The following is a 20,541-nucleotide window of genomic DNA, read 5'->3' on the forward strand; positions in this document are numbered from 1 at the left end:
GAGGGGCCTAAGACGATGGTTATCGGGAGAAGAGCTCCGGCACCTCGGTCACGCGCCGCTGCGACATGTGGTTCATCCACGAAGTGTCATTGGCGATCACGTTGTTGCCTTGTGGGCGTTGCGTTGGTGTGGCGTTTGCACCGGGGGTTGCAGCGGAGTTTACATGATAAGTGCGTGCAGACATCATCACCGATCCATAATCGTCGCTCGTAAGCGCAGACGGTGTCGGCGGCGAATACTCGCCCGCCGGTGACGGTTTCGCGTTCGTTTCCGCCGAACGGCTCACGGCCGACCGGGCCAACGCTACTGCGTCGCGGCCCGTCCATGTCGCGGTCTTGCTGTGGTGTGGGGTAACCGGTGCGGCTTCGCGTGACGCGACCTTGATTTTGAGTGGCGACGCAGTGGCCGAAGCGGCCGTCGCTTGCGGCGCATCGTCGTGCGCTGTGCTTGCCGTGGCTCGACTGCCGGCAGGCGAACCCGTCGCGTGCGCGTGGGCCGGCGCGACTGAACCCGGTTGCGACGCTTTTGCGAATGGTCTCGACGCGAACGAATCGACATTCGCGACCGTGCTTGTATCGACAGCATGAACGTTGTCGCGATCTGACTTGCCGACTCCGGTCGACCGGGTCTCGTGCGAAACCGGGTTGCCGGACCGGTTGACGCTCGCAACTGCCGCCACGCGCGGCGTTTCGATTTGGGCGGCGCGCGACGGCGCGGGCGTATGCGTCGCCGGGGCCAAGGTGTTTGTGTGTCCGCGTTGCGGAAGGTCGAGCACGATCCACGCAAGCATCGCCGCGCCGCCGATTGCCACTGCGCTGCCCAGTCGCAGGTTCGACGGGCCGTGCGACGCGCGCATAGCGGGCTGCACGGTCCGCATGCCGGCTGCCGATACACCACAAGAAGCCGCTACGCCGCCGGCTTGCGCTGCGGCATCCCCCTTCGCGGTAACAGGCGCGCTTGCCACGGCCCGCGCGGGGTGCGGCTCCCATTTGCACATTGAGCGAATCGCCTGTGACGACAGACAGAACGTGCGCAATATCGCCGCGTACAGCGCCTTTAGCTCGATGCGCAAGCTGACGTTAGGCGGCAGCAGCGCCCATTCGCGTCCAAACGATTCAGAGATGGCACCGAGTGGACGCAGCGAAGGCAGCGCCACGGCACCTTCGACCGGAATGAAAGGGATACTCGTGGACATCGCTCGGCAAGCCTCCGTCTGAAAAGAGATGCGTGGCCTTGCCGGGATCAGGAAGGGTTGGCTGGACACGCATGCCGGCCTTTGGGATCGACGGTGTCTCAAAATAGCCAGCGAGTGCGTGATGATGCCGTGGCCCGCGCGTCCGCACGATCGGACGAGTCCGAAAACGGGCGGCGCGAAGGCCGTGACTGGCCCGCGCGTGGGCAGCCTGCTTTATCTGTGTGGTGCGAGGCGCGGTGCGGCGTCGTCGAGGCGGTACAGATAGCGAAGCATCGTGATATCGACGCCGCCGACGCGATCCGGCTCCGTGCCTGACAGCCGCCAGCCGCGCCGCTCATAGAATGCGATCGCGGCGGTGTTGCCTTCGATCACATACAGGCACAGTTGCGTTTCACCCTGCTCGCGCGCCCAGCGCTGTACCGCGTGCATCAGCAGGCTGCCCGCGCCGTTGCGTTGATGGGCTGGCAACGCATGCAGATTGTCGAGCAACGCACCCCACGGCGAGCCGGGCTGGCGTTCGACGCACGCGAACGCGATCGGCTCGGCGCGGCGTTCGGCGATCAGCACAAGGCGCTGTTCCGCGCCGGGGGCGTTCATCCGTGCGTGCCAATAGGTCGCGCGTTCGCGAACCACTTCGCTATCGAGGAAATCGTCCGGCAGCAGCCCGCGATAGGTCGCCTGCCAGCTCGCCGCATGGATCGACGCGACGAGATCGGCGTCGGCTGCGCTCGCGGCGCGCAGCGAAAGTGAAGGGGTGGCATGCATCGAGCTGGGATCGAGCGGAAGTCCGGGACGAAAACGTGGGGCAGCGTGTCGAGACGCCCATACGACGATTCTATGGGCCGCGATGCGCCGCCGCCAGTTTCGTGTGCCCGCTGGTTGCGTCGATTTGCACGGGCGCGTCGCTGGGCGTTACACGTCGTCGCGTAGCGCGAGCGCGACGGCGCCGACCACCTCGTCCCATGCGCCGGGCCGTGGCTGACGCACGAGTCGTGCACCCGGATACCACGGGCTGCGCGTGTCGCCGGTGAACCAGCGCCAGTCTGCCGAAAACGGCAGCATCAGCCACAACGGCTTGCGCAGCGCGCCCGTCAGATGGGCAATCGACGTGTCGACCGACACGACCGCGTCGAGCCGTTCGACGACCGCCGCGGTATCGGCGAAATCGCCGATACGCGCGCCGAAGCAGTGGATCGACTTCGCGCGCGGGTGCGCCGCCAGCGCGGCGCGTTCGGCGTCGCTCAATTCAGGCTGCAGCACGATCCAGTCGATGCCGTCGAGGGCGAACAGCGGATCGAGTGCCGTGAGCGGCAACGCGCGATTTTCCTGCTTCTGAATGCGGCCGGACCACGCGAGACCGATCTTTCGCTTCGCGTGACCGCCGAGCGAACCGCGCCATTTGCGCCGGTAAGCGGTCGTCGCGCTGAGGTACGGCGTGCGCGCGGGAATCGTGTCGAACGTCGTGCCGAGCGCGAGCGGCAAGCTCAGGAGCGGGATTTGCAGATCGGTGCGCGGGCGCGGCACGCCTTGTGCGATCAGATCGACGCCCCATTGCTGCGCGGCGGGCGCAAGCAACGGGACGAGTTGCGGTTGCACTTCGAGCACGACGCGCGCGGCACGCTCCGCGGCGAGCGGCACGAAACGCACGAACTGCAGCGTGTCGCCGAAGCCCTGTTCCGCGTACACGAAGAGCGTGCGCGTGTCGGCCGGTTCGCCGCGCCAGCGCGGCAGCGCCGGGGCGCCCGGCTGGGTCGCCGATTCAAGCCGCCATTCGTACTCGGGCAGACCGCGCTCGAAATTGCCGAGCGTCAGATGCGTGACCGCGCGATGCAGATGCGCGAGGCCGAGATCGGGCCGCAGCCGTAGCGCTTCGTCGAAGGCGCGCAGCGCGGCCGCGTAGGCGCCGAGCGCCTGGTGCGCGGTGCCGAGGCCTAGCCACGCAAGCGCGAACTTCGGATCGAAACCAATCGCGCGCTCGAAACGCGGTAGTGCATCCGCATGCCGTCCCGACGCGGCAAGCGCATTGCCGAGACCGAATAGCGCCGGCGGCAACTGCGGCTGCAGCGCGAGCACCGCATCGAATGCGCGTGCGGCGTCGACGTAGCGGCCGGTTGCATGCAGCGTATTGCCCAGGTTGAAGTGCGCGGCGACGAAGCGCGGCTCGACGGCGAGCGCCGCGCGAAACTGCTCGATCGCCTGATCGGATTCGTCGAGCGCGTTCAACGCCATGCCGAGGTTGTTGTGCGCGCCCGCGTGGCCGGGCCGTAGTTCGAGCGCGCGCCGGAACGAGTCGATCGCTTCTTCGTGCTGGCCGAGCGCGTGCAACGCGTTGCCGAGATTGTTGTGCGATGACGCGTCGTCCGGCTGCAGGTCAAGCGAGCGGCGAAACGCGTCGGCCGCATCTTCATGGCGGCCGGCCGCGGCATAGGCATTGCCGAGGTTGTAGTGCGCCATCGGAAACGATGGCGCGAGCGACAGCGCATTGCGAAAACGCTCGATCGCATCGTCGAGCTGGCCCAGCGCCTTGAGCGTGTTGCCAAGATTGAGTTGCAGCGCGGCATCCTGCGGGCGCAGGTCCGCGGCGCGCTTGACAAGCGCGGCGGCCTCCGCGTGCTGGCCTTGCTGGTGGCGCAGCACGCCGAGCAGATGCAGTGCATCGACATGAACAGGATCGACTTCGAGCGTCGCGCGGTAGCCGCGTTCGGCGTCGTCGAGGCGGCCGTCACGATGCGCCGCGAACGCGCGGTCGAAAACTGGATGCATGACGGGTAAAGCGGGTTGTGCAGGCAAACGCGCATTCTCCCACACTCGGAAAGCACGACTGCAATTTGGCGGACGATACTGTTGCAAGTAACATATGAATGACCGCTTATATGATGGGTCTTCCATGCGACGGAGCATGGCGGTTCGGGCGACCCGGCGCATGCCGCACGTCGTCAAACCGTCACGGCTCATGCGAACCGCGCAGCGCACGATCATTCGGATGACGAAGCGCACGATCACAAGCGATCACCATCGCGACCACGGCGGTCACGGTGACCGCGGCCACACGCACCACAGTCTATGGACTCGCATTCCGCATCGCGCACGCAGTCGTGACGCGGTCCTGCAGGCGTCAATCCGCCTGATCGGCGGCGGCACTTGCGCGTCGTGCGCGAGGCCGGCGGCGTACACTAGGCGGCATGTTGATTTCCGGAGGTCTGCATGGCCGCCGTTTTCTTCGACATGCCGCCGGTGCTGATCGTCGGCGCGGGTCCCACCGGACTCGCTGCGGCGATGAGTCTTGCCCGTGCGCGCATCCCGGTGCGGCTTATCGACAAGGCGGCACGTCCCGATCCGCATTCGCGCGCGATCGGCATTCAGGCACGCACGCTCGAACTGCTCGAACAGCATCGGCTGATCGAACCTTTTCTCGAACTCGGGCATCGCGCACGGGCCGCGAATCTGTATTCGAACGGGCAACGGCTCGCGCGGCTCGACTTCGATCCGCTGCAGACCCGTTACCCGTATCTGCTGTTTCTCGACCAGTCGGTGACCGAGCGTCTGCTGACCGAGCATCTCGCAACGCTCGGTGTCGAGATCGAACGCGGCATCGAGCTTGCGATGTTTTCGCAGGGCGCGGCCGGTATCAATGCGACGCTGCAGCACTCGAATGGCCATACGGAGACGCTGCATCCGTCGTACATGATTGCCGCGGACGGTGCGCATAGCGGCATCCGTCATCGGCTCGGGTTGAATTTCGCGGGCAAAACGTTCGAGCAGACGTTTCTGCTGGCCGATCTGCTGGGCGATACCGACTGGCCCGACGACGAGTTCCATATCTTCGCGTCCGGCGACGGATTGGCCGCCTTGTTTCCGATGGGCAGCGGCCGCTACCGTTTGATCGCCGACCATCCGGCGCCGGGTGTCGGCGATAGCAAGACCGCGCCAGCGGGCGCAGCCGGCTCCCGTGATGCGCCGCCGCGGGCGGCAGAGGCCTCCGGCGGAGCGTCCGCGCAGGCCGCTGCGCGAACGATATCGCATGGGTTGCCGCATGCGTCGCCGCAGTCATCGGGCGACGCGCACGCCGCGTCCGCGCCGGCGACTGCCTCTCCGTCTGCGCCTCTCCCTCCACCGACGCTCGATGCATGCCGCACGCTGGCCGCGGCGCGCGTGCATCATCCGCTCGCGTTGACCGATCTCAAGTGGTCCGGGTACTTCCATCTGAATAGCCGGATCGTCGAGCAGTTACGTGTCGGCCGGGTGTTTCTCGCTGGTGACGCGGCGCACGTGCATAGCCCCGCGGGCGCGCAGGGGATGAACACCGGCATTCAGGAGGCCTTCAACCTCGGCTGGAAGCTCGCACGCGTGCTGGGCGGCGGCGCGCCGGACCGGTTGCTCGATACGTATCACCTCGAGCGCCATCCGATCGAGCGCGAAGTGTTGCGGCAATCGAGCTTTGTTACGCATATGGCGGAGGCTGACCATGGTCCGCTCAAACTGCTGCGCGATCGTGTGATGCCGGTGCTTGCGTCGCTCGGTCCGCTGCGCGATGCGGCGCGGGCGCAGATCAGCGAACTGGCGATCCAGTACCGGCGCAGTCCGCTGACGCTCGAACGCGTGCTTGACGGCGGTCCGCGCGCCGGAGAGCGCGCGCCCGATGCGCTGGTTCATGTGATCGATGGGCCGCTAGGCCGTGCGCCGGGTATCGGCTGTGTGTTCGATCTGCACGACCCCGCCTTTTTCTCGCTGTTCGTGCTCGTCGCGCCGGAAGAGACCGACGATGTGCCACTCGACAGACCCGAACTTGCGTTGCGCCGCAAGCCCGTGCGCGCGGAAGATCTCGATCGCCTGACAGCGGACGTCGATGCGCTGTTGCCCGGCGCGGTGCGTATCTGGCGCGTGACTGATGCGGTGGGCGATCGCGGACCGTTACTAGCCGAGTCGTATGGACGCACCCGGCCGTCGTTCTATCTGGTCCGGCCCGACGGCTACGTGTGCGCACGTGGGCGCGTGTCGTCGGATCTGCACGGCCTGCTGCGTCACTGCGAATCGTGGTTCGCGAAAGGCGCGGTGCCTGAGCCGCCGACGCCGCTGACGTAAGCGGGTTCGCGTGCGCGTTTCGCGGCGCGTGCCACGTTGCGGCGACGTAGAAAGCAGAAGGCCGCCCCAGCGATGGGGCGGCCTTCCGGTTAAAACTGCCTGACGGCGAAACGGGTCGCTTACGCCGCGGCGGGCGCCGCCGGCATCAGCTTCTCGCGATGGCAGGCCAGTGCTTCCCGCGTGAACGCGGTCAACGCGTCGGCCCGACCTTCGTCGAGCGCGACGATCAACTGCCGCCGCATGCGCGGCTCCCAGAAGCGGCGAATGTGATCGGCAACGCCGGCCAGCGCCTCTTCATGATCGGGCATCGACTCGAAGAAATCGCCGATCCGGTTCGCCATGTCGATCAGGTTATTTTCGTCCATCGTTCACCTCATTTCCCCGACGTCACGGCCAGTTCGCGCTTTCTCAACAGATCGAGCTGCTCGGTATTGAAGCGCGAGTAGTCCTTCTGCCATTGCGACGGCTGTTCGACCGGCATCACCTGCACCGCGGTCACCTTGTACTCCGGACAGTTGGTTGCCCAGTCGGAGCTGTCGGTGGTGATCACGTTCGCGCCGGACTCGGGGAAGTGGAACGTCGTGTACACGACACCCGGCTGCATCCGCTCGGTGACCTTCGCACGCAGCACGGTCTGGCCCGAGCGCGATTCGATACCGACCCATTCGTCGTTTTTAATGCCGCGCTCTTCCGCGTCGTGCGGATGGATCTCGAGCCGGTCCTCTTCGTGCCAGCGCGAGTTCTCGGTACGGCGGGTCTGCGCGCCGACGTTGTACTGCGACAGAATGCGGCCGGTCGTCAGGATCAGCGGGTATTTCTGCGTGACCTTTTCCGGCGACGCCACGAACTTCGTGATCACGAACTTGCCCTTGCCGCGCACGAATTCGTCGATATGCATGGTCGGCGTGCCGTTCGGCGCGTGCTCGTTGCACGGCCACTGGATGCTGCCCTGCTGGTCGATCTTCGCGAACGATACGCCATGGAACGTCGGCGTGAGGCGCGCGATTTCATCCATGATTTCCGACGGATGGTTGTAGTCCATCTCGTAGCCGAGCGCGCGCGAAAGCAGAATCGTCACTTCCCAGTCCGAGTAGCCGGCCAGCGGCGGCATCACCTTGCGTACGCGCGAGATCCGGCGTTCCGCGTTGGTGAAGGTGCCGTCCTTCTCGAGGAAGGTCGAGCCCGGCAGCAGCACGTGCGCATACTTCGCAGTCTCGTTCAGGAAGATATCCTGCACGACGATGCACTCCATCGACGACAGTGCCGCACCGACGTGCTGCGTATTCGGGTCGGACTGAACGATGTCTTCGCCCTGGCAATAGAGGCCCTTGAATGTGCCGTGTAGCGCCGCATCGAACATGTTCGGAATGCGCAGGCCCGGCTCCGGTTGGAGCTGGACGTTCCACGCGTCTTCGAACAGCGCGCGCGTGATCGGGTCGCTGATATGGCGGTAGCCCGGCAGTTCGTGCGGGAACGAGCCCATGTCGCACGAACCCTGCACGTTGTTCTGGCCGCGCAGCGGATTCACGCCGACACCTTCACGGCCGATGTTGCCGGTTGCCATCGCGAGGTTCGCGATGCCGATCACCATCGTCGAGCCTTGCGCGTGCTCGGTGACGCCGAGGCCGTAGTAGATTGCCGCGTTGCCGCCGGTTGCATAGAGGCGCGCCGCTTCGCGCACCTGCTCGGCGGGCACGCCGGTGACGTCCGCCGTCGCTTCCGGCGCGTTTTCCGGCAGCGCGACGAAGTCGCGCCACTGCTGGAATGCACGCGTTTCGCAGCGCTCGGCGATGAACGGCTCGTCCAGCAGACCTTCGGTGACGATCACGTGCGCCAGCGCGTTGACGATCGCGACGTTGGTGCCCGGACGCAGCTGCAGGTGATACGACGCCTGCACGTGCGGCGTATCGACAATATCGATGCGACGCGGGTCGACGACGATCAGCTTCGCGCCTTCGCGCACGCGGCGCTTCAATCGCGAGCCGAACACCGGGTGGCCGTCGGTCGGATTCGCGCCGATCACGACGATCACGTCCGCCTTTTCCACCGACGCGAACGTCTGCGTGCCGGCCGATTCGCCGAGCGTCGTCTTCAGGCCGTAGCCGGTCGGCGAGTGGCATACGCGCGCGCAGGTGTCGACGTTGTTGTTGCCGAACGCGGCGCGCACGAGCTTCTGCACCAGATATGTCTCTTCGTTCGTGCAGCGCGACGACGTGATGCCGCCGATCGAATCGCGACCGTACTTGTCCTGGATCTTGCGGAACTGCGACGCGGCATAGTTGAGCGCTTCGTCCCAGCTGACTTCGCGCCACGGGTCGGTGATCTTTTCGCGGATCATCGGCTTCGTGATGCGGTCCTTGTGCGTCGCGTAGCCCCATGCAAAGCGGCCTTTCACGCACGCATGGCCTTCGTTCGCCTCGCCGTTCTTGTTCGGCACCATCCGCACGACCGTGTTGCCCTTCATCTCGGCCTTGAACGAGCAGCCGACGCCGCAGTACGCGCAGGTCGTCACGACCGAGTGCTCGGCCTGACCGAGCATGATGACGGTCTTTTCCTGCAGCGTCGCGGTCGGGCATGCGGCGACGCACGCGCCGCAGGACACGCACTCGGAGTCCATGAACGGCTGGTTTTCGCTGGCCGCCACGCGCGACTCGAAGCCGCGGCCGGCAATGGTCAGCGCGAACGTGCCTTGCGTCTCTTCACACGCGCGCACGCAGCGGTTGCAGACGATGCACTTCGACGGGTCGTACGTGAAGTACGGGTTTGACTCGTCTTTCCTGTCCTTCAGGTGGTTCTCGCCTTCGTAGCCGTAGCGCACTTCGCGCAAGCCCGTGACCCCCGCCATGTCCTGCAGTTCGCAGTCGCCGTTCGCGGGGCAGGTCAGGCAGTCGAGCGGGTGATCGGAGATATACAGCTCCATCACGTTGCGGCGCAGCGACTGCAAGCGGTCGGTTTGCGTGCGCACCTTCATGCCGGCTTCGACGGGCGTCGTGCACGATGCCGGGTAACCGCGCCGGCCTTCGATTTCGACGAGGCACAAACGGCACGAGCCGAACGGCTCGAGCGAATCGGTGGCGCACAGCTTCGGTACGTTGACGCCGGCCTCGATCGCCGCGCGCATCACCGACGTGCCGGCCGGCACCGTGACGGACTCGCCGTCGATCTCGAGCGTGACGTCGACGTCCGCGTGACGCAGCGGCGTGCCGTAGTCGGTGTCATCGAAGGGCGAACGGTTCATCGCCTGCGATTTACAGCTGCAATTACCGGAGCCGCAGCCGCCGGCGGAAGGATTGAGCGCGTCAGACATGGTTGGGGCTCCTGGTGTCTCGTGGATCAGGCGGCCGCTTTCGGTGCGGACGTCGCGAGACCGAAGTCTTCGGGGAAATGGTCGAGGGCGGATACCACCGGAAACGGCGTCATGCCGCCCATCGCGCAGAGCGAACCGGACACCATCGTATCGCACAGATCGCGCAGCAATTGCACCTGCTTCGCCGACGTGTCGCCATTGCGGATGCGCTGGATCACTTCGACGCCACGCGTCGAGCCGATCCGGCACGGTGTGCATTTGCCGCACGATTCGAGTGCGCAGAAGTGCATCGCATATTGCGCGAGGTCGGCGAGGTTCGCGGTGTCATCGTGAACGACGAGGCCGCCGTGGCCGACCACCGCGCCGACTGCCGCGTACGCTTCGTAGTCGAGCGGAATGTCCCATTGGCTTTCCGGCAGATACGTGCCGAGCGGGCCGCCGACCTGCACCGCGCGCGCCGGCCGGCCGCTTGCCGTGCCGCCGCCGTAGTCGAACATCAGCTCGCGCAGCGTCACGCCGAACGCGAGTTCGACGAGACCGCCTTGCTTCACGTTGCCGGCGATCTGGAACGGCAGCGTGCCGCGCGAGCGGCCCATGCCGAAGTTCTTGTAGAACGCGGCGCCCTTCGCGAAGATGATCGGCACCGTGGCGAGCGTGATCACGTTGTTGATCACGGTCGGCTTGCCGAACAGGCCTGCGAGCGCCGGTAGCGGCGGCTTGGCGCGCACGATGCCGCGCTTGCCTTCGAGCGATTCGAGCAGCGCGGTTTCTTCACCGCACACATAGGCGCCCGCGCCCTTCGCGACGAACAGCTCGAAGCGGTGCTGCGAACCGAGCACGCTATCGCCGAGCCAGCCGGCGGCGCGCGCGTTGCCGATCGCGGCTTTGAGCGTCGCGATCGAATGCGGATACTCGCTGCGCACATAGATATGGCCGACGGTCGCGCCCGTCACGATACCCGCGATGATCATCCCTTCGATCAGCACGTACGGGTCGCTTTCCATCACGAGGCGGTCGGAGAAGGTGCCCGAGTCGCCTTCGTCCGCGTTGCAGACGATGTACTTCTGATCGGCTTTCGCGCCCAGCACGGTGCGCCATTTGATGCCCGCCGGGAATGCCGCGCCGCCGCGGCCGCGCAGGCCCGATTCGATCAGCGCGGCGCAGGCGTCGGCGCCGTCCATCGCAAGCGCGTTTTTCAGGCCTTCGATACCGCCATGGGCGATGTAGTCGTCAGTCGACAGCGGATCGGTGATGCCGATGCGTGCGAACGTGAGGCGCTGCTGCTTCTTCAGATACGGAATGTCCTCGACGAGGCCGACACCGCGCGGATGCGCTTTGCCTTCGACGAAGCCGGCATCGAACAGCGACGCGACGTCGCTCGCGTCGACATTCGCGTAACCGACGCGGCCGGCAGGCGTTTGCACTTCGACCAGCGGTTCGAGGTAGAGCAGGCCACGGGAGCCATTGCGGATCAGCTCGATCGCGACGCCGCGCGCGCCGGCTTCCCGGACGATCGCGGCAGCGAGTTTGTCGGCGCCGAGCGCGAGTGCGGAAGAATCGCAGGGAACGTAGATGCGCGTCATGCCGGCTGCTCCACTTGTTTCATCGCTGCGGCCAGCAGCATATCGAACTTTTGCGGCGTCACTTTCGCGTGCAACTCGCCGTTGATCATCAGCGCCGGCGACAGCGCGCACTGACCCAGGCAGTAGACCGACTCGAGGCCGACCGTACCGTGCTCGTGGCCGCCAGCGCCGTGCTTGTGCGCATCGAACTGACAGCCGGTACGCGATTCGATATGCTTCGCGAGCGCCTCGGTACCCATGCTGCGGCAAGCTTCAGCACGACAGAGCTGTACCGTGACGGGCGCGGCCGGCTGCTGGCGGAAGTGGTGGTAGTAGGTGATCACACCATGCACTTCCGCGCGCGACAGATTCATCGTGCGTGCAAGCGGGACGACCGTGGCGGGCGGCACGAAGCCGACGTCATCCTGAATCGCGTGCAGCACGGCAACGAGCGACATGCCCGGCCGCGCGTGACGCTGTACGAGATCGTCCGGCGCAATGGCGGTGGATGATTCCACAGTGGGGGCTCCTCCAAAGTCACATATGCACTTGTGTTTCATAAAGTGTGCATCTATGCTTTGCTTGTTCAGTATGAATAGAGCGAACGATAGGCGTGTGACCCGCCTTTCGCAATAGGAACAAACGCGCCATATATGATCCGAATTGAATGTGAGGCACAGCTAATCGTGCGCGATCAGGAAGGGCGAAGCACCAGCCTGACTGACGTTGTGCCACTTTTAGCGCTCGTCGCCGAGACGGGCAGTATTGCGCAGGCTGCGACGCTTAAGGGTTTGTCCTACCGTCACGCGTGGGGTTTGCTGCGCAGCATCGAGACCCATCTTGGCGGTGCACTGGTCGAGAAAGAGCGTGGCCGCGGTTCCGTGCTGTCGGAACTCGGCCACGCGGTGCTGCGCGGACAGCGTCTGTGCGGCGAGCGGCTCGACGGCAATATGCAGGCGCTCGCGAGCGAAGTCGCGAGTGAGCTGAACCGCTGGCTCACTCCGCCGCGCGACGACGTACGCATCCACGCGTCACATGGTTATGCGGTGGCCACGCTGGTGACCGCGCTTGTTGCGGACGACGTACCGCTTGACATCAAGTATCGCGACAGCGCCGAAGCGATCGTCGCGCTCGCGCGCGCAGAGTGCGACCTTGCCGGTTTTCACATGCCGCGCGGCGAGTTTCGCGAGGCGTTCAGCGAGAAGTACCGCCAATGGCTCGATCCGCAGCGCCATGTGCTCGTGCATCTGACGCGCCGCAAGCAGGGCCTTTTTCTTGCGAAAGGCAATCCGAAGAAGATCGCTGGCCTAAGTGATCTTGCGCGCGACGATATTCGCTTCGTCAACCGGCAACCCGGGTCCGGCACGCGCATGCTGCTCGATCTGGCGCTGCGGCAGCTCGGCGTCGATCCGGACCGGGTGAACGGTTATGCGTCGACTGAACTGACACACTCGGCGATCGCGGCCTTTGTCGCGAGCGGAATGGCGGACGTCGGCTTTGGCGTCGAGCCGGCCGCTCACCACTTTGGGCTCGATTTCGTGCCGATCGTCGATGAAGACTATTACTTCGCCTGCGAGCGCGCGCGACTCGAGCGCGCGCCGCTCGCCGCCGTCATTGAAGTGCTGCGCGGCGAATCGTTCCGGCAGCGCGTCGCGCAGCTCGATGGCTACGATCCGCAGGATTGCGGCAAGCTCGTCGAGCTCGATCAAGGGTTGACGAGCAGCGCGGTTGATACGTCAGCGTGAGCGGTGCTGCGGCGCACAGCGGTGAGCGACGGGTGTCGCACCGGTGAATGTGAGCCTGCGCGGTAAGAGGGTGTAATAGTCGGATGCGACTCAAAGGTGCGTCGGGCGGTACTTTGCGCTAATCTTTACAATTCCGTATTACGTTTGATGCGCGGTTTATGCGCCGCGCCCGATCCGACATGAAATATCTGATTCAGGGTATCGTAGCCGCCGCCTCGGCTGGCGCACTTCTCGCCACGGTTTCCGTGGCGTTCGCTCAGAATTCGCCGGGCGTGCCCGGTGGCATCCTGTCGGACGAATTCCACTTGCAGGAACATCCGCAGATGCCATTTGCCGCGTCGGCGCCCTCGAAGAAGTATCAGCGCGGCGCGCCGTCGAAGCTGCGCAAGCGGGGTGACGATGGCGACCCGGACGGATGCAATCTGAAGTGCCCGGACGATCCGAGCTGAGCAGCGCGCTCGCCGCGTGGTTTCGCTTCGTGACGTGCGCTGACCGATCGCGGTACAGCGCGTTGTTCGGCGCATTTTTCGGCGCATTTTTCTGCGCATTTTTTTGATTGACCGGCCAGGACTCATTCATGCGCCGCCGTTCGGCGGCGCGTCACTTTATTACGGCTTTGCGATGTGCCATACCTCGCGGAAGCCGTCGCCAGCCGTGTCGCCCGGTTTCTTGTCGTCGGCAAAGCGGTAGAGCGGATGGCCCTTGTAGGCCCATTGCTTCGCGCCGTCGGCGCCGTTGATCACCGTCCAGTCTCCCATCGCCTTGTCGCCCGCGCTGGCTTGCGCGGCCGGCCACTTCTTCGCGCAGCCGCCGCTGCAGGTGCTCTGGCCCGGTGTCGTGTCCTTGTCGAACGTGTACAGCGTATAGCCTTCGGCGTCTACGAAACGGCCATCCATGGTCTTCGGCATGTCGGCGAATGCTGTCTGCGAGAGTGCGGCGGCAACGAGAAAAAGAAGAGTCTTGCGCACGATGCTGCTCCTGTTATGAACGTTGTGTGCTGGAGTGTCTGCGTTGAGTGATTGCGCATGAGCCGGGTTTCGGCCGCATGCGGGCAATAAACGAACGGCGGCGCATGATTATTCCGCGCATGTTCAATCGTTGCGCATGGCATCCGTCACCCACGATGACGCGAAAATTCAGCAGGACCGGGTGGACAAATACGAAACGCGTTAAATGATGTCAAGCGCGATTTTTTGCGACAGAAGCGGCATCTATGATCGTCGTGGTTCGTCAGATACGGAATCTGTCTGACGGGCCGTTATTTAACTCGCTATTCAAAGGTATTCAAATGCAAAAAATCGACCCTAACCAGTTGGCAAAATCGACCGTCGCAGGCGGCTGCAACAAGAGCAGCACCACGGTGAGCAACAACTTCAATAATGTGGTTCCGGTTTCGCGGCGCTAAATACTGAGCTCGCGCGAAAGGTGAAAATGGCCCCGTCCGGGGCCATTTGTGCGATTGATGTTGCCGCGGAAGATGCGCGCTTTACGCGCTTGCGTGCGCGGCTGTCGCATTGAAATGCGCGCGCGAAAAATGATGGTGGAGGCGGCGGGAATCGAACCCGCGTCCAGTAGCGCTCTACGACCAGTTCTACATGTTTAGTTCTGTCATTTGATTTAACCGGAGCGACGCGGACGAACACGCTGCGCTACAGCGATTCACTAGATTTTCGACCCTGATGTCGTGACGCCACCCGGGCTTAACTGACGTAAATGACCTCTGGCGGTATTGCTACCGGTCTTGCGACGCTAGCCCGTCAGTGAGCCAGGCAGAGGACGGCGGCCCTTAGGCTGCCAGTGCGAACGTATCGTCGTTTGCAGTTACGTTTTTCCCATTGATTAACGAGGTGACGGGTCCTCGACATGCCCTGACCGCTTCGCAACCCCTGTCGAAACCAGGTCGCCCCCGCAGTAGGAAAGACCCACAACACAAGTGTGGGTCCAAGCTGATTCTACAGTAGCGGGGGTGTCACGTCACGGACATATCGACATCACGCGCCACGCGGCGCGACGAATCGCTCTGGCCGCCGACCTTCGGGTGTTTAGCAGATGTCGCGTAACAACTGCTGCAGTTCCGCAGGCGATCGAACCACGTGCTTCGCGTGCCATTGCGTGGGCGGCAGGTCGTTACCGCAATAGCCGTATGCGGCCGCGACGGTGACCATGCCGGCCGCAAATCCCGCCTGGACATCGCGCAGGTCGTCGCCGATATAGACGACCCGCTCAGGCGGCAAATTCAACTCCTTCGCTGCGTGCAGCAGCGGCGCCGGGTGCGGCTTCGAATGCGGCGTGGTGTCGCCGCTGACGACACACCCCGCGCGCGTGCCGAGTCCCAACTGGGCGACGAGCGGCTCGGTCAGTCGCGCGACCTTGTTGGTCACGATGCCCCAGCGCACGCGTCGCTCGTCGAGGTCGTCGAGGAGTTCGTCGATACCGGGGAAGAGGGTTGTTTCGATGCAGAGGTCGGCTTCGTAGTTGGCGAGAAACTCGTCGCGCATCGACGCGAACTGATGGTCTTGCGGGCCGATGCCGAATCCGCCTGCCAGCAGGCCACGCGCACCCGCCGACGCGAGCGGCCGCAGCCGCTCGAGCGGCACCATGTCGAGCCCGCGCTCGTGACGCATCTTGTTGACGGCGGCGGCGAGGTCGGGGGCCGTGTCGGCAAGCGTGCCGTCGAGGTCGAACAAAATGCCCTGGCAGAGACCGACTGACGTGTCGTCGTCTTCGCGTTGCGGCAGAGGAGTGGGATCGCTCATGAAGATGCGGGGCAAGGGTTGTTCAGGCGCCGCGATCAGGCATCGCGACGGCAGGCAAGCATATAGTTCACGCTCGTGTCGGATGACAGCGCGAAGTGCTTGCCAAGCGGGTGATAAACGACACCCTTGATCTCCGTCGTGGTCAGGCCCGCGGCGCGCACAAAGCCGGCCAGTTCGGACGGACGGATAAAGCGGGCGTAGTCGTGCGTGCCTCGCGGCAGCATCCGCGCGATGTACTCGGCGCCAATCACGGCGAACAGGTACGACTTCACGTTGCGGTTCAGCGTCGAGAAGAACACCCAGCCGCCGGGTTTCACGAGCGTCTTGCAGGCCGCAACGATTTGCGATGGGTCCGGCACGTGCTCGAGCATTTCCATGCAGGTGACGACGTCGAAGCTCGCCGGCTCGCGTGCGGCCAGCGCCTCGGCGGCGATTTCTTCATATTCGACGGTAATGCCGCTTTCCAGGCTATGCAGGTCGGCCACGCCGAGCGCTTCATGGGAGAGGTCGACGCCCTTCACCGACGCGCCCAGTTGCGCCATTGACTCGGACAGGATCCCGCCGCCGCAGCCGATATCGAGCACGCGCTTGCCGGCAAGATGCGCATGCCCGTCGATCCAGCCGAGCCGCACAGGGTTCAATTCATGAAGCGGTTTGAATTCGGCATTGGGGTCCCACCACCGGTGCGCGAGATCACTGAATTTCTGCAGTTCGTGGGGATCGGCATTGGTCATGTTCATGCGGCCTTGATGGCGGATGAGCAGGTCAACGAAGACAAGCCCTGAGTATATAGGTCACCGCCAGACGCAGCAAAAAGCCCGCCCGATGCGCCCGCCGATCGTCCCCGGGGGGCGCTCGCCAGCCGGACCCGTGTCCCGTGGCGGTGCGCATCACATTGGATAAAAAAAGCCCCGCCGTAGCGGGGCTTTGATACTGCGGTAATTTGACGCTTACTGCTTCGCGGTACCGACCACTTCGACTTCCACGCGGCGATCCGGTGCGAGGCAGGCGATAAGTGCTTTGCGGTTCTTCTGGTTGCAGCCCGTCGTGACCGGGTCGCGCTTGCCCTTGCCTTCCGTGTAGATACGGTTGGCGTCGACGCCCTTGCTGACGAGGTACGCCTTCACAGCTTGAGCACGGCGCAGCGACAGACGGTCGTTGTACGCGACCGAACCGATACGGTCGGTGTAGCCCGTTGCGACCACCACTTCGAGGTTCAGGCCCTGGATACGCGTTGCCAGTTCATCCAGTTTTTCCTTGCCAGCCGGCTTCAGGATAGCCTTGTCGAAGTCGAACAGCGTGTCAGCCTGATAGGTAATCTTTTGGCTCGTGATAGCCGGAGCGACCGGCGCCGGTGCCGGCGGGGTCGGAGCCTGTGCGACGAGTGCGCCGTCGCACTTTGCATTAGCCGTTGCCGGCGTCCAGAACGCGTCGCGCCAGCAAAGCTCGTTCGTGCCGTTCATCCACACGTATTCGCCGGTGCCGTTCACCCAGTTGTCGTTAACAGCCTGTCGCGACGCCGGCACCGACTGTGCCGACGCCGATGCAGCCATCACTGCGGTAGCTGCAATGAACGCGAGCTTTGAAAGTTTATTCATATTTCTCCTCTCGAAATTGAGATTACCGCAGGTTTACTGCGAGCTTGTTGACTTTAGACACGTCATACATTGCTCGAAGTATAACATCGGTGCGGAACAAAAGACGCGCTGTCTAGACTTCGAGCAGTGTCTGACTTTGTGCGTTGGCATTTTGCCATATCGTTCCCTTCCGACGATAAAAAAATCCCTCCCCTATATCCAGCCTCGTTCGAATGTGGTGCATGCGCAACAAAAGCCGCGCCGCGCCTGGCTCGGCGGGAAGCAGAGCAGAAATCGGACCTGCCGATTGATGCGAAAACGGATGCAAATGCGTAGGTGCAAATGCGGGTGCAAATAGGGATGCAAATGCGGGTGCAAGCGCGAGTATAAGACGGTGGCCGAAGCCGTTCCCGCACATCTCACTAATAGGTATACACAGGTCGGAGGCGCGGTTGCGCCGCATGGTAGAATCGCGTGATGCGCTGAGATCGCGGCGCCGCCGCGGGGTCCCATTTTACAGTTTTCTTTCGAAACCTGAACTGCGCGAAAACGGCAGGAAACTGCACCGTGAACGTCAGTTGGGCCGCCGCATGTAAACGACACGGACAATGGATCAATTCGCCAAAGAGACTCTGCCAATCTCCCTAGAGGAGGAAATGCGCCGCTCGTACATCGAGTACGCGATGAGCGTGATCGTAGGGCGCGCGCTTCCCGATGTCCGCGACGGCCTGAAGCCGGTGCACCGCCGCGTGCTGTTCGCGATGCACGAGCTGAACAACGACTGGAACCGCCCGTACAAGAAGTCGGCGCGTATCGTCGGCGACGTCATCGGTAAATATCACCCGCACGGCGACACCGCGGTGTACGACACGATCGTCCGGATGGCGCAGGACTTCTCGCTGCGCTACATGCTGGTCGACGGGCAGGGCAATTTCGGTTCGGTCGACGGCGACAACGCCGCGGCGATGCGGTACACCGAAATCCGCATGGCGAAGATCGGCCACGAACTGCTCGCCGACATCGACAAGGAAACGGTCGATTTCCAGCCGAACTACGACGGCAGCGAAAACGAGCCCGCCATTCTCCCGGCGCGCATCCCGAACCTGCTGATCAACGGCTCGTCCGGCATTGCGGTCGGCATGGCGACCAATATCCCGCCGCACAACCTGAACGAGATCGTCGACGCTTGCCAGCATCTGCTGAAGAACCCGGAAGCGACGCTCGATGAACTGATCGAGATCGTGCCCGCGCCGGATTTCCCGACCGCCGGCATCATCTACGGCGTGTCTGGCGTGCGCGACGGCTACCGCACCGGGCGTGGCCGCGTCGTGATGCGCGCGCTCACGCACTTCGAGGAAATCGACCGCGGCCAGCGCATGGCGATCATCGTCGACGAGCTGCCGTATCAGGTGAACAAGCGCTCGCTTCTCGAGCGCATCGCCGAGCTCGTCAACGAGAAGAAGCTCGAAGGCATCTCGGACATCCGCGACGAGTCCGACAAGAGCGGCATGCGCGTGGTGATCGAGTTGAAGCGCGGCGAAGTGCCGGAAGTCATTCTCAATAACCTGTACAAGGCGACGCAGCTGCAGGACACCTTCGGCATGAACATGGTCGCGCTCGTCGACGGCCAGCCGAAGCTGCTGAATCTGAAGGAAATGCTGTCGCATTTCCTGTCGCATCGCCGCGAGGTGCTGACGCGGCGCACGATCTACGAACTGCGCAAGGCGCGCGAACGTGGCCACGTGCTCGAAGGTCTCGCGGTCGCGTTGGCGAACATCGACGAGTTCATCAGTATCATCAAGGCCGCGCCGACGCCGCCGATCGCGAAGCAGGAGCTGATGGCCCGCTCGTGGGATTCGTCGCTGGTGCGCGAAATGCTGCAGCGCGCCGAAGCCGAAAACGCGGCCGCGGGCGGTCGCGAAGCCTATCGTCCGGAAGGGTTGAATCCGTCATTCGGCATGCAGGCCGACGGCCTGTACCACCTGTCCGACACGCAGGCTCAGGAAATCCTGCAAATGCGCCTGCAGCGCCTGACCGGCCTCGAGCAGGACAAGATCATCAGCGAATATCGCGAGGTCATGGCGCAGATCGCCGACCTGCTCGACATCCTCGCGAAACCCGAACGCATTGCTAGCATCATCTTCGACGAACTCACCTCGATCAAGGGCGAATTTGGCGACAAACGTCGCTCAAAGATCGAAATGAATGCGACCGAGCTGAACACCGAAGACCTGATCACGCCGCAGGACATGGTCGTGACGATGTCGCACACCGGTTATGTGAAATCGCAGCCGTTGTCGGAATATCGGGCCCAGAAGCGCGGAGGTCGCGGCAAACAGGCGACGTCGATGAAGGAAGACGACTGGATCGACGCGCTCTTTATCGCGAACACGCACGATCACATCCTGTGCTTCTCGAACCGCGGGCGCGTCTACTGGGTGAAGGTCTACGAAGTGCCGCAAGGTTCACGCAATTCGCGCGGCCGGCCGATCGTCAACATGTTCCCGCTGCAGGAAGGGGAGAAGATCACCGTGGTCCTGCCGGTCAAGGAGTTCTCGGCGGACAAGTACGTGTTTATGGCGACGGCGCTCGGCACGGTCAAGAAAACCCCGCTCGAGCAGTTCAGCCGGCCGCTGCGCAAAGGGATCATCGCGGTCGGTCTCGACGACGGCGATTACCTGATCGGCGCGGCGATCACGGACGGCGAGCATGACGTGATGCTGTTCTCCGATTCGGGTAAGGCGGTGCGTTTCGATGAAAACGACGTGCGGCCGATGGGACGCGAAGCGCGCGGCGTACGCGGCATGCAACTCGACGAAGGGCAGCAGGTCATCGCGCTGCTCGTTGCCGGCGATGAGCAGCAGTCGGTGCTGACCGCAACCGAAAACGGTTACGGCAAGCGCACGCCGATCGCCGAATACACGCGCCACGGCCGTGGCACGAAAGGAATGATTGCAATCCAGACGTCGGAGCGTAACGGCAAGGTGGTCGCCGCGACGCTCGTCGACCAGGAGGCGCAGATCATGCTGATCACCGACACCGGCGTGCTGATCCGCACGCGCGTATCGGAGATCCGTGAAATGGGCCGTGCGACGCAAGGTGTTACACTCATCAGCCTTGATGAAGGCACCAAGCTTTCCGGTCTGCAGCATATTGCCGAGGCGGAAGCCGATGTAGACGTCGACGCCGACAATGGCAACCATGGCGGCGGTGATGACCACGGTCCTGACGGCGACGCAGGCGTGTCGGCCTGATTCCCCGGTCTGAACCGTTCGGATGCTTTCCTTGTAACCAGTATGAATCGCACGCGCGTGAGC

Annotated in this window: 16 protein-coding genes and 1 other RNA gene; 5 read left to right on the top strand and 12 right to left on the bottom strand. The window is 63.8% G+C overall.

The genetic code is table 11. The features are described 5' to 3' along the window. Positions 1–19: 19 nt before the first annotated feature. From HV796_RS25475 to HV796_RS25485, 3 genes are all read right to left on the bottom strand, one after another. Entirely contained in the window at positions 20–1,195 is a 1,176-nt protein-coding gene (locus tag HV796_RS25475) for a hypothetical protein (RefSeq protein ID WP_175229270.1), read from the bottom strand. Positions 1,196–1,408: 213 nt separating this feature from the next. Further along, positions 1,409–1,960, bottom strand: coding sequence for a GNAT family N-acetyltransferase (locus HV796_RS25480; protein WP_175229271.1), 552 nt, complete (start codon positions 1,958–1,960; stop codon positions 1,409–1,411). A 147-nt stretch (positions 1,961–2,107) separates the two neighbouring features. After that, positions 2,108–3,958, bottom strand: coding sequence for a tetratricopeptide repeat protein (locus tag HV796_RS25485; protein WP_175229272.1), 1,851 nt, complete (start codon positions 3,956–3,958; stop codon positions 2,108–2,110). 441 nt (positions 3,959–4,399) lie between these two features. On the opposite strand from HV796_RS25485, the gene HV796_RS43445 reads away from it, so the two are divergent. Further along, complete coding sequence (locus tag HV796_RS43445) at positions 4,400–6,277, top strand: FAD-dependent monooxygenase (protein ID WP_246356032.1); 1,878 nt, start codon at positions 4,400–4,402, stop codon at positions 6,275–6,277. Between the two features lie 119 nt (positions 6,278–6,396). Here the strand turns inward: HV796_RS43445 and HV796_RS25495 are convergent, their stop codons facing one another. The 4 genes from HV796_RS25495 to HV796_RS25510 are packed head-to-tail and all read right to left on the bottom strand — an operon-like array spanning position 6,397 to position 11,664. Then, positions 6,397–6,642: a formate dehydrogenase subunit delta gene (locus HV796_RS25495; protein WP_175229273.1), complete on the bottom strand. Its 246-nt coding sequence runs from the start codon at positions 6,640–6,642 to the stop codon at positions 6,397–6,399. 8 nt (positions 6,643–6,650) lie between these two features. Then, positions 6,651–9,584: a formate dehydrogenase subunit alpha gene (gene fdhF / locus HV796_RS25500; RefSeq protein WP_175229274.1), complete on the bottom strand. Its 2,934-nt coding sequence runs from the start codon at positions 9,582–9,584 to the stop codon at positions 6,651–6,653. A gap of 26 nt (positions 9,585–9,610) precedes the next feature. Then, positions 9,611–11,167, bottom strand: a complete 1,557-nt coding sequence (locus tag HV796_RS25505) for a formate dehydrogenase beta subunit (RefSeq protein WP_175229275.1) — start codon at positions 11,165–11,167, stop codon at positions 9,611–9,613. Beyond that, on the bottom strand, positions 11,164–11,664 hold the full coding sequence (locus tag HV796_RS25510) for an NAD(P)H-dependent oxidoreductase subunit E (RefSeq protein WP_175229276.1): 501 nt from the start codon (positions 11,662–11,664) through the stop codon (positions 11,164–11,166). The genes HV796_RS25505 and HV796_RS25510 overlap by 4 nt, the downstream gene beginning before the upstream one ends. A gap of 135 nt (positions 11,665–11,799) precedes the next feature. Here HV796_RS25510 and HV796_RS25515 point away from each other — a divergent pair, with 135 nt between their 5' ends. After that, positions 11,800–12,891, top strand: coding sequence for a substrate-binding domain-containing protein (locus HV796_RS25515; protein ID WP_175229277.1), 1,092 nt, complete (start codon positions 11,800–11,802; stop codon positions 12,889–12,891). A 179-nt stretch (positions 12,892–13,070) separates the two neighbouring features. Beyond that, a complete protein-coding gene (locus tag HV796_RS25520) occupies positions 13,071–13,340 on the top strand; it encodes a hypothetical protein (RefSeq protein WP_175229278.1) in 270 nt (89 codons plus the stop codon). A 159-nt stretch (positions 13,341–13,499) separates the two neighbouring features. Here the strand turns inward: HV796_RS25520 and HV796_RS25525 are convergent, their stop codons facing one another. Then, a complete protein-coding gene (locus tag HV796_RS25525; protein WP_175229279.1) occupies positions 13,500–13,859 on the bottom strand; it encodes a COG4315 family predicted lipoprotein in 360 nt (119 codons plus the stop codon). 245 nt (positions 13,860–14,104) lie between these two features. Here HV796_RS25525 and HV796_RS25530 point away from each other — a divergent pair, with 245 nt between their 5' ends. After that, entirely contained in the window at positions 14,105–14,296 is a 192-nt protein-coding gene (locus HV796_RS25530) for a hypothetical protein (RefSeq protein WP_175229280.1), read from the top strand. Between the two features lie 133 nt (positions 14,297–14,429). Here HV796_RS25530 and ssrA read toward each other — a convergent pair. The 4 genes from ssrA to ompA form a co-directional block, all read right to left on the bottom strand. Continuing rightward, positions 14,430–14,799: a transfer-messenger RNA gene (gene ssrA, locus HV796_RS25535) on the bottom strand. A gap of 134 nt (positions 14,800–14,933) precedes the next feature. Then, positions 14,934–15,647, bottom strand: coding sequence for an HAD family hydrolase (locus HV796_RS25540; RefSeq protein ID WP_175229281.1), 714 nt, complete (start codon positions 15,645–15,647; stop codon positions 14,934–14,936). A 35-nt stretch (positions 15,648–15,682) separates the two neighbouring features. After that, positions 15,683–16,381, bottom strand: a complete 699-nt coding sequence (gene ubiG, locus HV796_RS25545) for a bifunctional 2-polyprenyl-6-hydroxyphenol methylase/3-demethylubiquinol 3-O-methyltransferase UbiG (RefSeq protein ID WP_175229306.1) — start codon at positions 16,379–16,381, stop codon at positions 15,683–15,685. A gap of 216 nt (positions 16,382–16,597) precedes the next feature. Continuing rightward, positions 16,598–17,245 carry an outer membrane protein OmpA gene (ompA, locus tag HV796_RS25550; protein WP_175229282.1) on the bottom strand — a complete coding sequence of 216 codons (648 nt, stop codon included), beginning with the start codon at positions 17,243–17,245 and terminating at the stop codon, positions 16,598–16,600. Positions 17,246–17,832: 587 nt separating this feature from the next. On the opposite strand from ompA, the gene gyrA reads away from it, so the two are divergent. Continuing rightward, positions 17,833–20,478 carry a DNA gyrase subunit A gene (gene gyrA, locus HV796_RS25555; protein ID WP_175229283.1) on the top strand — a complete coding sequence of 882 codons (2,646 nt, stop codon included), beginning with the start codon at positions 17,833–17,835 and terminating at the stop codon, positions 20,476–20,478. Positions 20,479–20,541 lie beyond the last annotated feature (63 nt).

The organism is Paraburkholderia humisilvae, assembly GCF_902859855.1.
Taxonomy (GTDB): domain Bacteria; phylum Pseudomonadota; class Gammaproteobacteria; order Burkholderiales; family Burkholderiaceae; genus Paraburkholderia; species Paraburkholderia humisilvae.

Coding starts and splice junctions, on each gene's coding strand:
- HV796_RS25520 (WP_175229278.1), top strand. CDS start 13,071: ATGAAATATCTGATTCAGGGTATCGTAGCCGCCGCCTCGGCTGGCGCA.
- ubiG (WP_175229306.1), bottom strand. CDS start 16,381: ATGACCAATGCCGATCCCCACGAACTGCAGAAATTCAGTGATCTCGCG.
- HV796_RS25480 (WP_175229271.1), bottom strand. CDS start 1,960: ATGCATGCCACCCCTTCACTTTCGCTGCGCGCCGCGAGCGCAGCCGAC.
- HV796_RS25475 (WP_175229270.1), bottom strand. CDS start 1,195: ATGTCCACGAGTATCCCTTTCATTCCGGTCGAAGGTGCCGTGGCGCTG.
- HV796_RS25515 (WP_175229277.1), top strand. CDS start 11,800: ATGATCCGAATTGAATGTGAGGCACAGCTAATCGTGCGCGATCAGGAA.
- HV796_RS25495 (WP_175229273.1), bottom strand. CDS start 6,642: ATGGACGAAAATAACCTGATCGACATGGCGAACCGGATCGGCGATTTC.
- ompA (WP_175229282.1), bottom strand. CDS start 17,245: ATGAATAAACTTTCAAAGCTCGCGTTCATTGCAGCTACCGCAGTGATG.
- HV796_RS25540 (WP_175229281.1), bottom strand. CDS start 15,647: ATGAGCGATCCCACTCCTCTGCCGCAACGCGAAGACGACGACACGTCA.
- HV796_RS25485 (WP_175229272.1), bottom strand. CDS start 3,958: ATGCATCCAGTTTTCGACCGCGCGTTCGCGGCGCATCGTGACGGCCGC.
- gyrA (WP_175229283.1), top strand. CDS start 17,833: ATGGATCAATTCGCCAAAGAGACTCTGCCAATCTCCCTAGAGGAGGAA.
- fdhF (WP_175229274.1), bottom strand. CDS start 9,584: ATGTCTGACGCGCTCAATCCTTCCGCCGGCGGCTGCGGCTCCGGTAAT.
- HV796_RS25530 (WP_175229280.1), top strand. CDS start 14,105: ATGATCGTCGTGGTTCGTCAGATACGGAATCTGTCTGACGGGCCGTTA.
- HV796_RS25505 (WP_175229275.1), bottom strand. CDS start 11,167: ATGACGCGCATCTACGTTCCCTGCGATTCTTCCGCACTCGCGCTCGGC.
- HV796_RS43445 (WP_246356032.1), top strand. CDS start 4,400: ATGGCCGCCGTTTTCTTCGACATGCCGCCGGTGCTGATCGTCGGCGCG.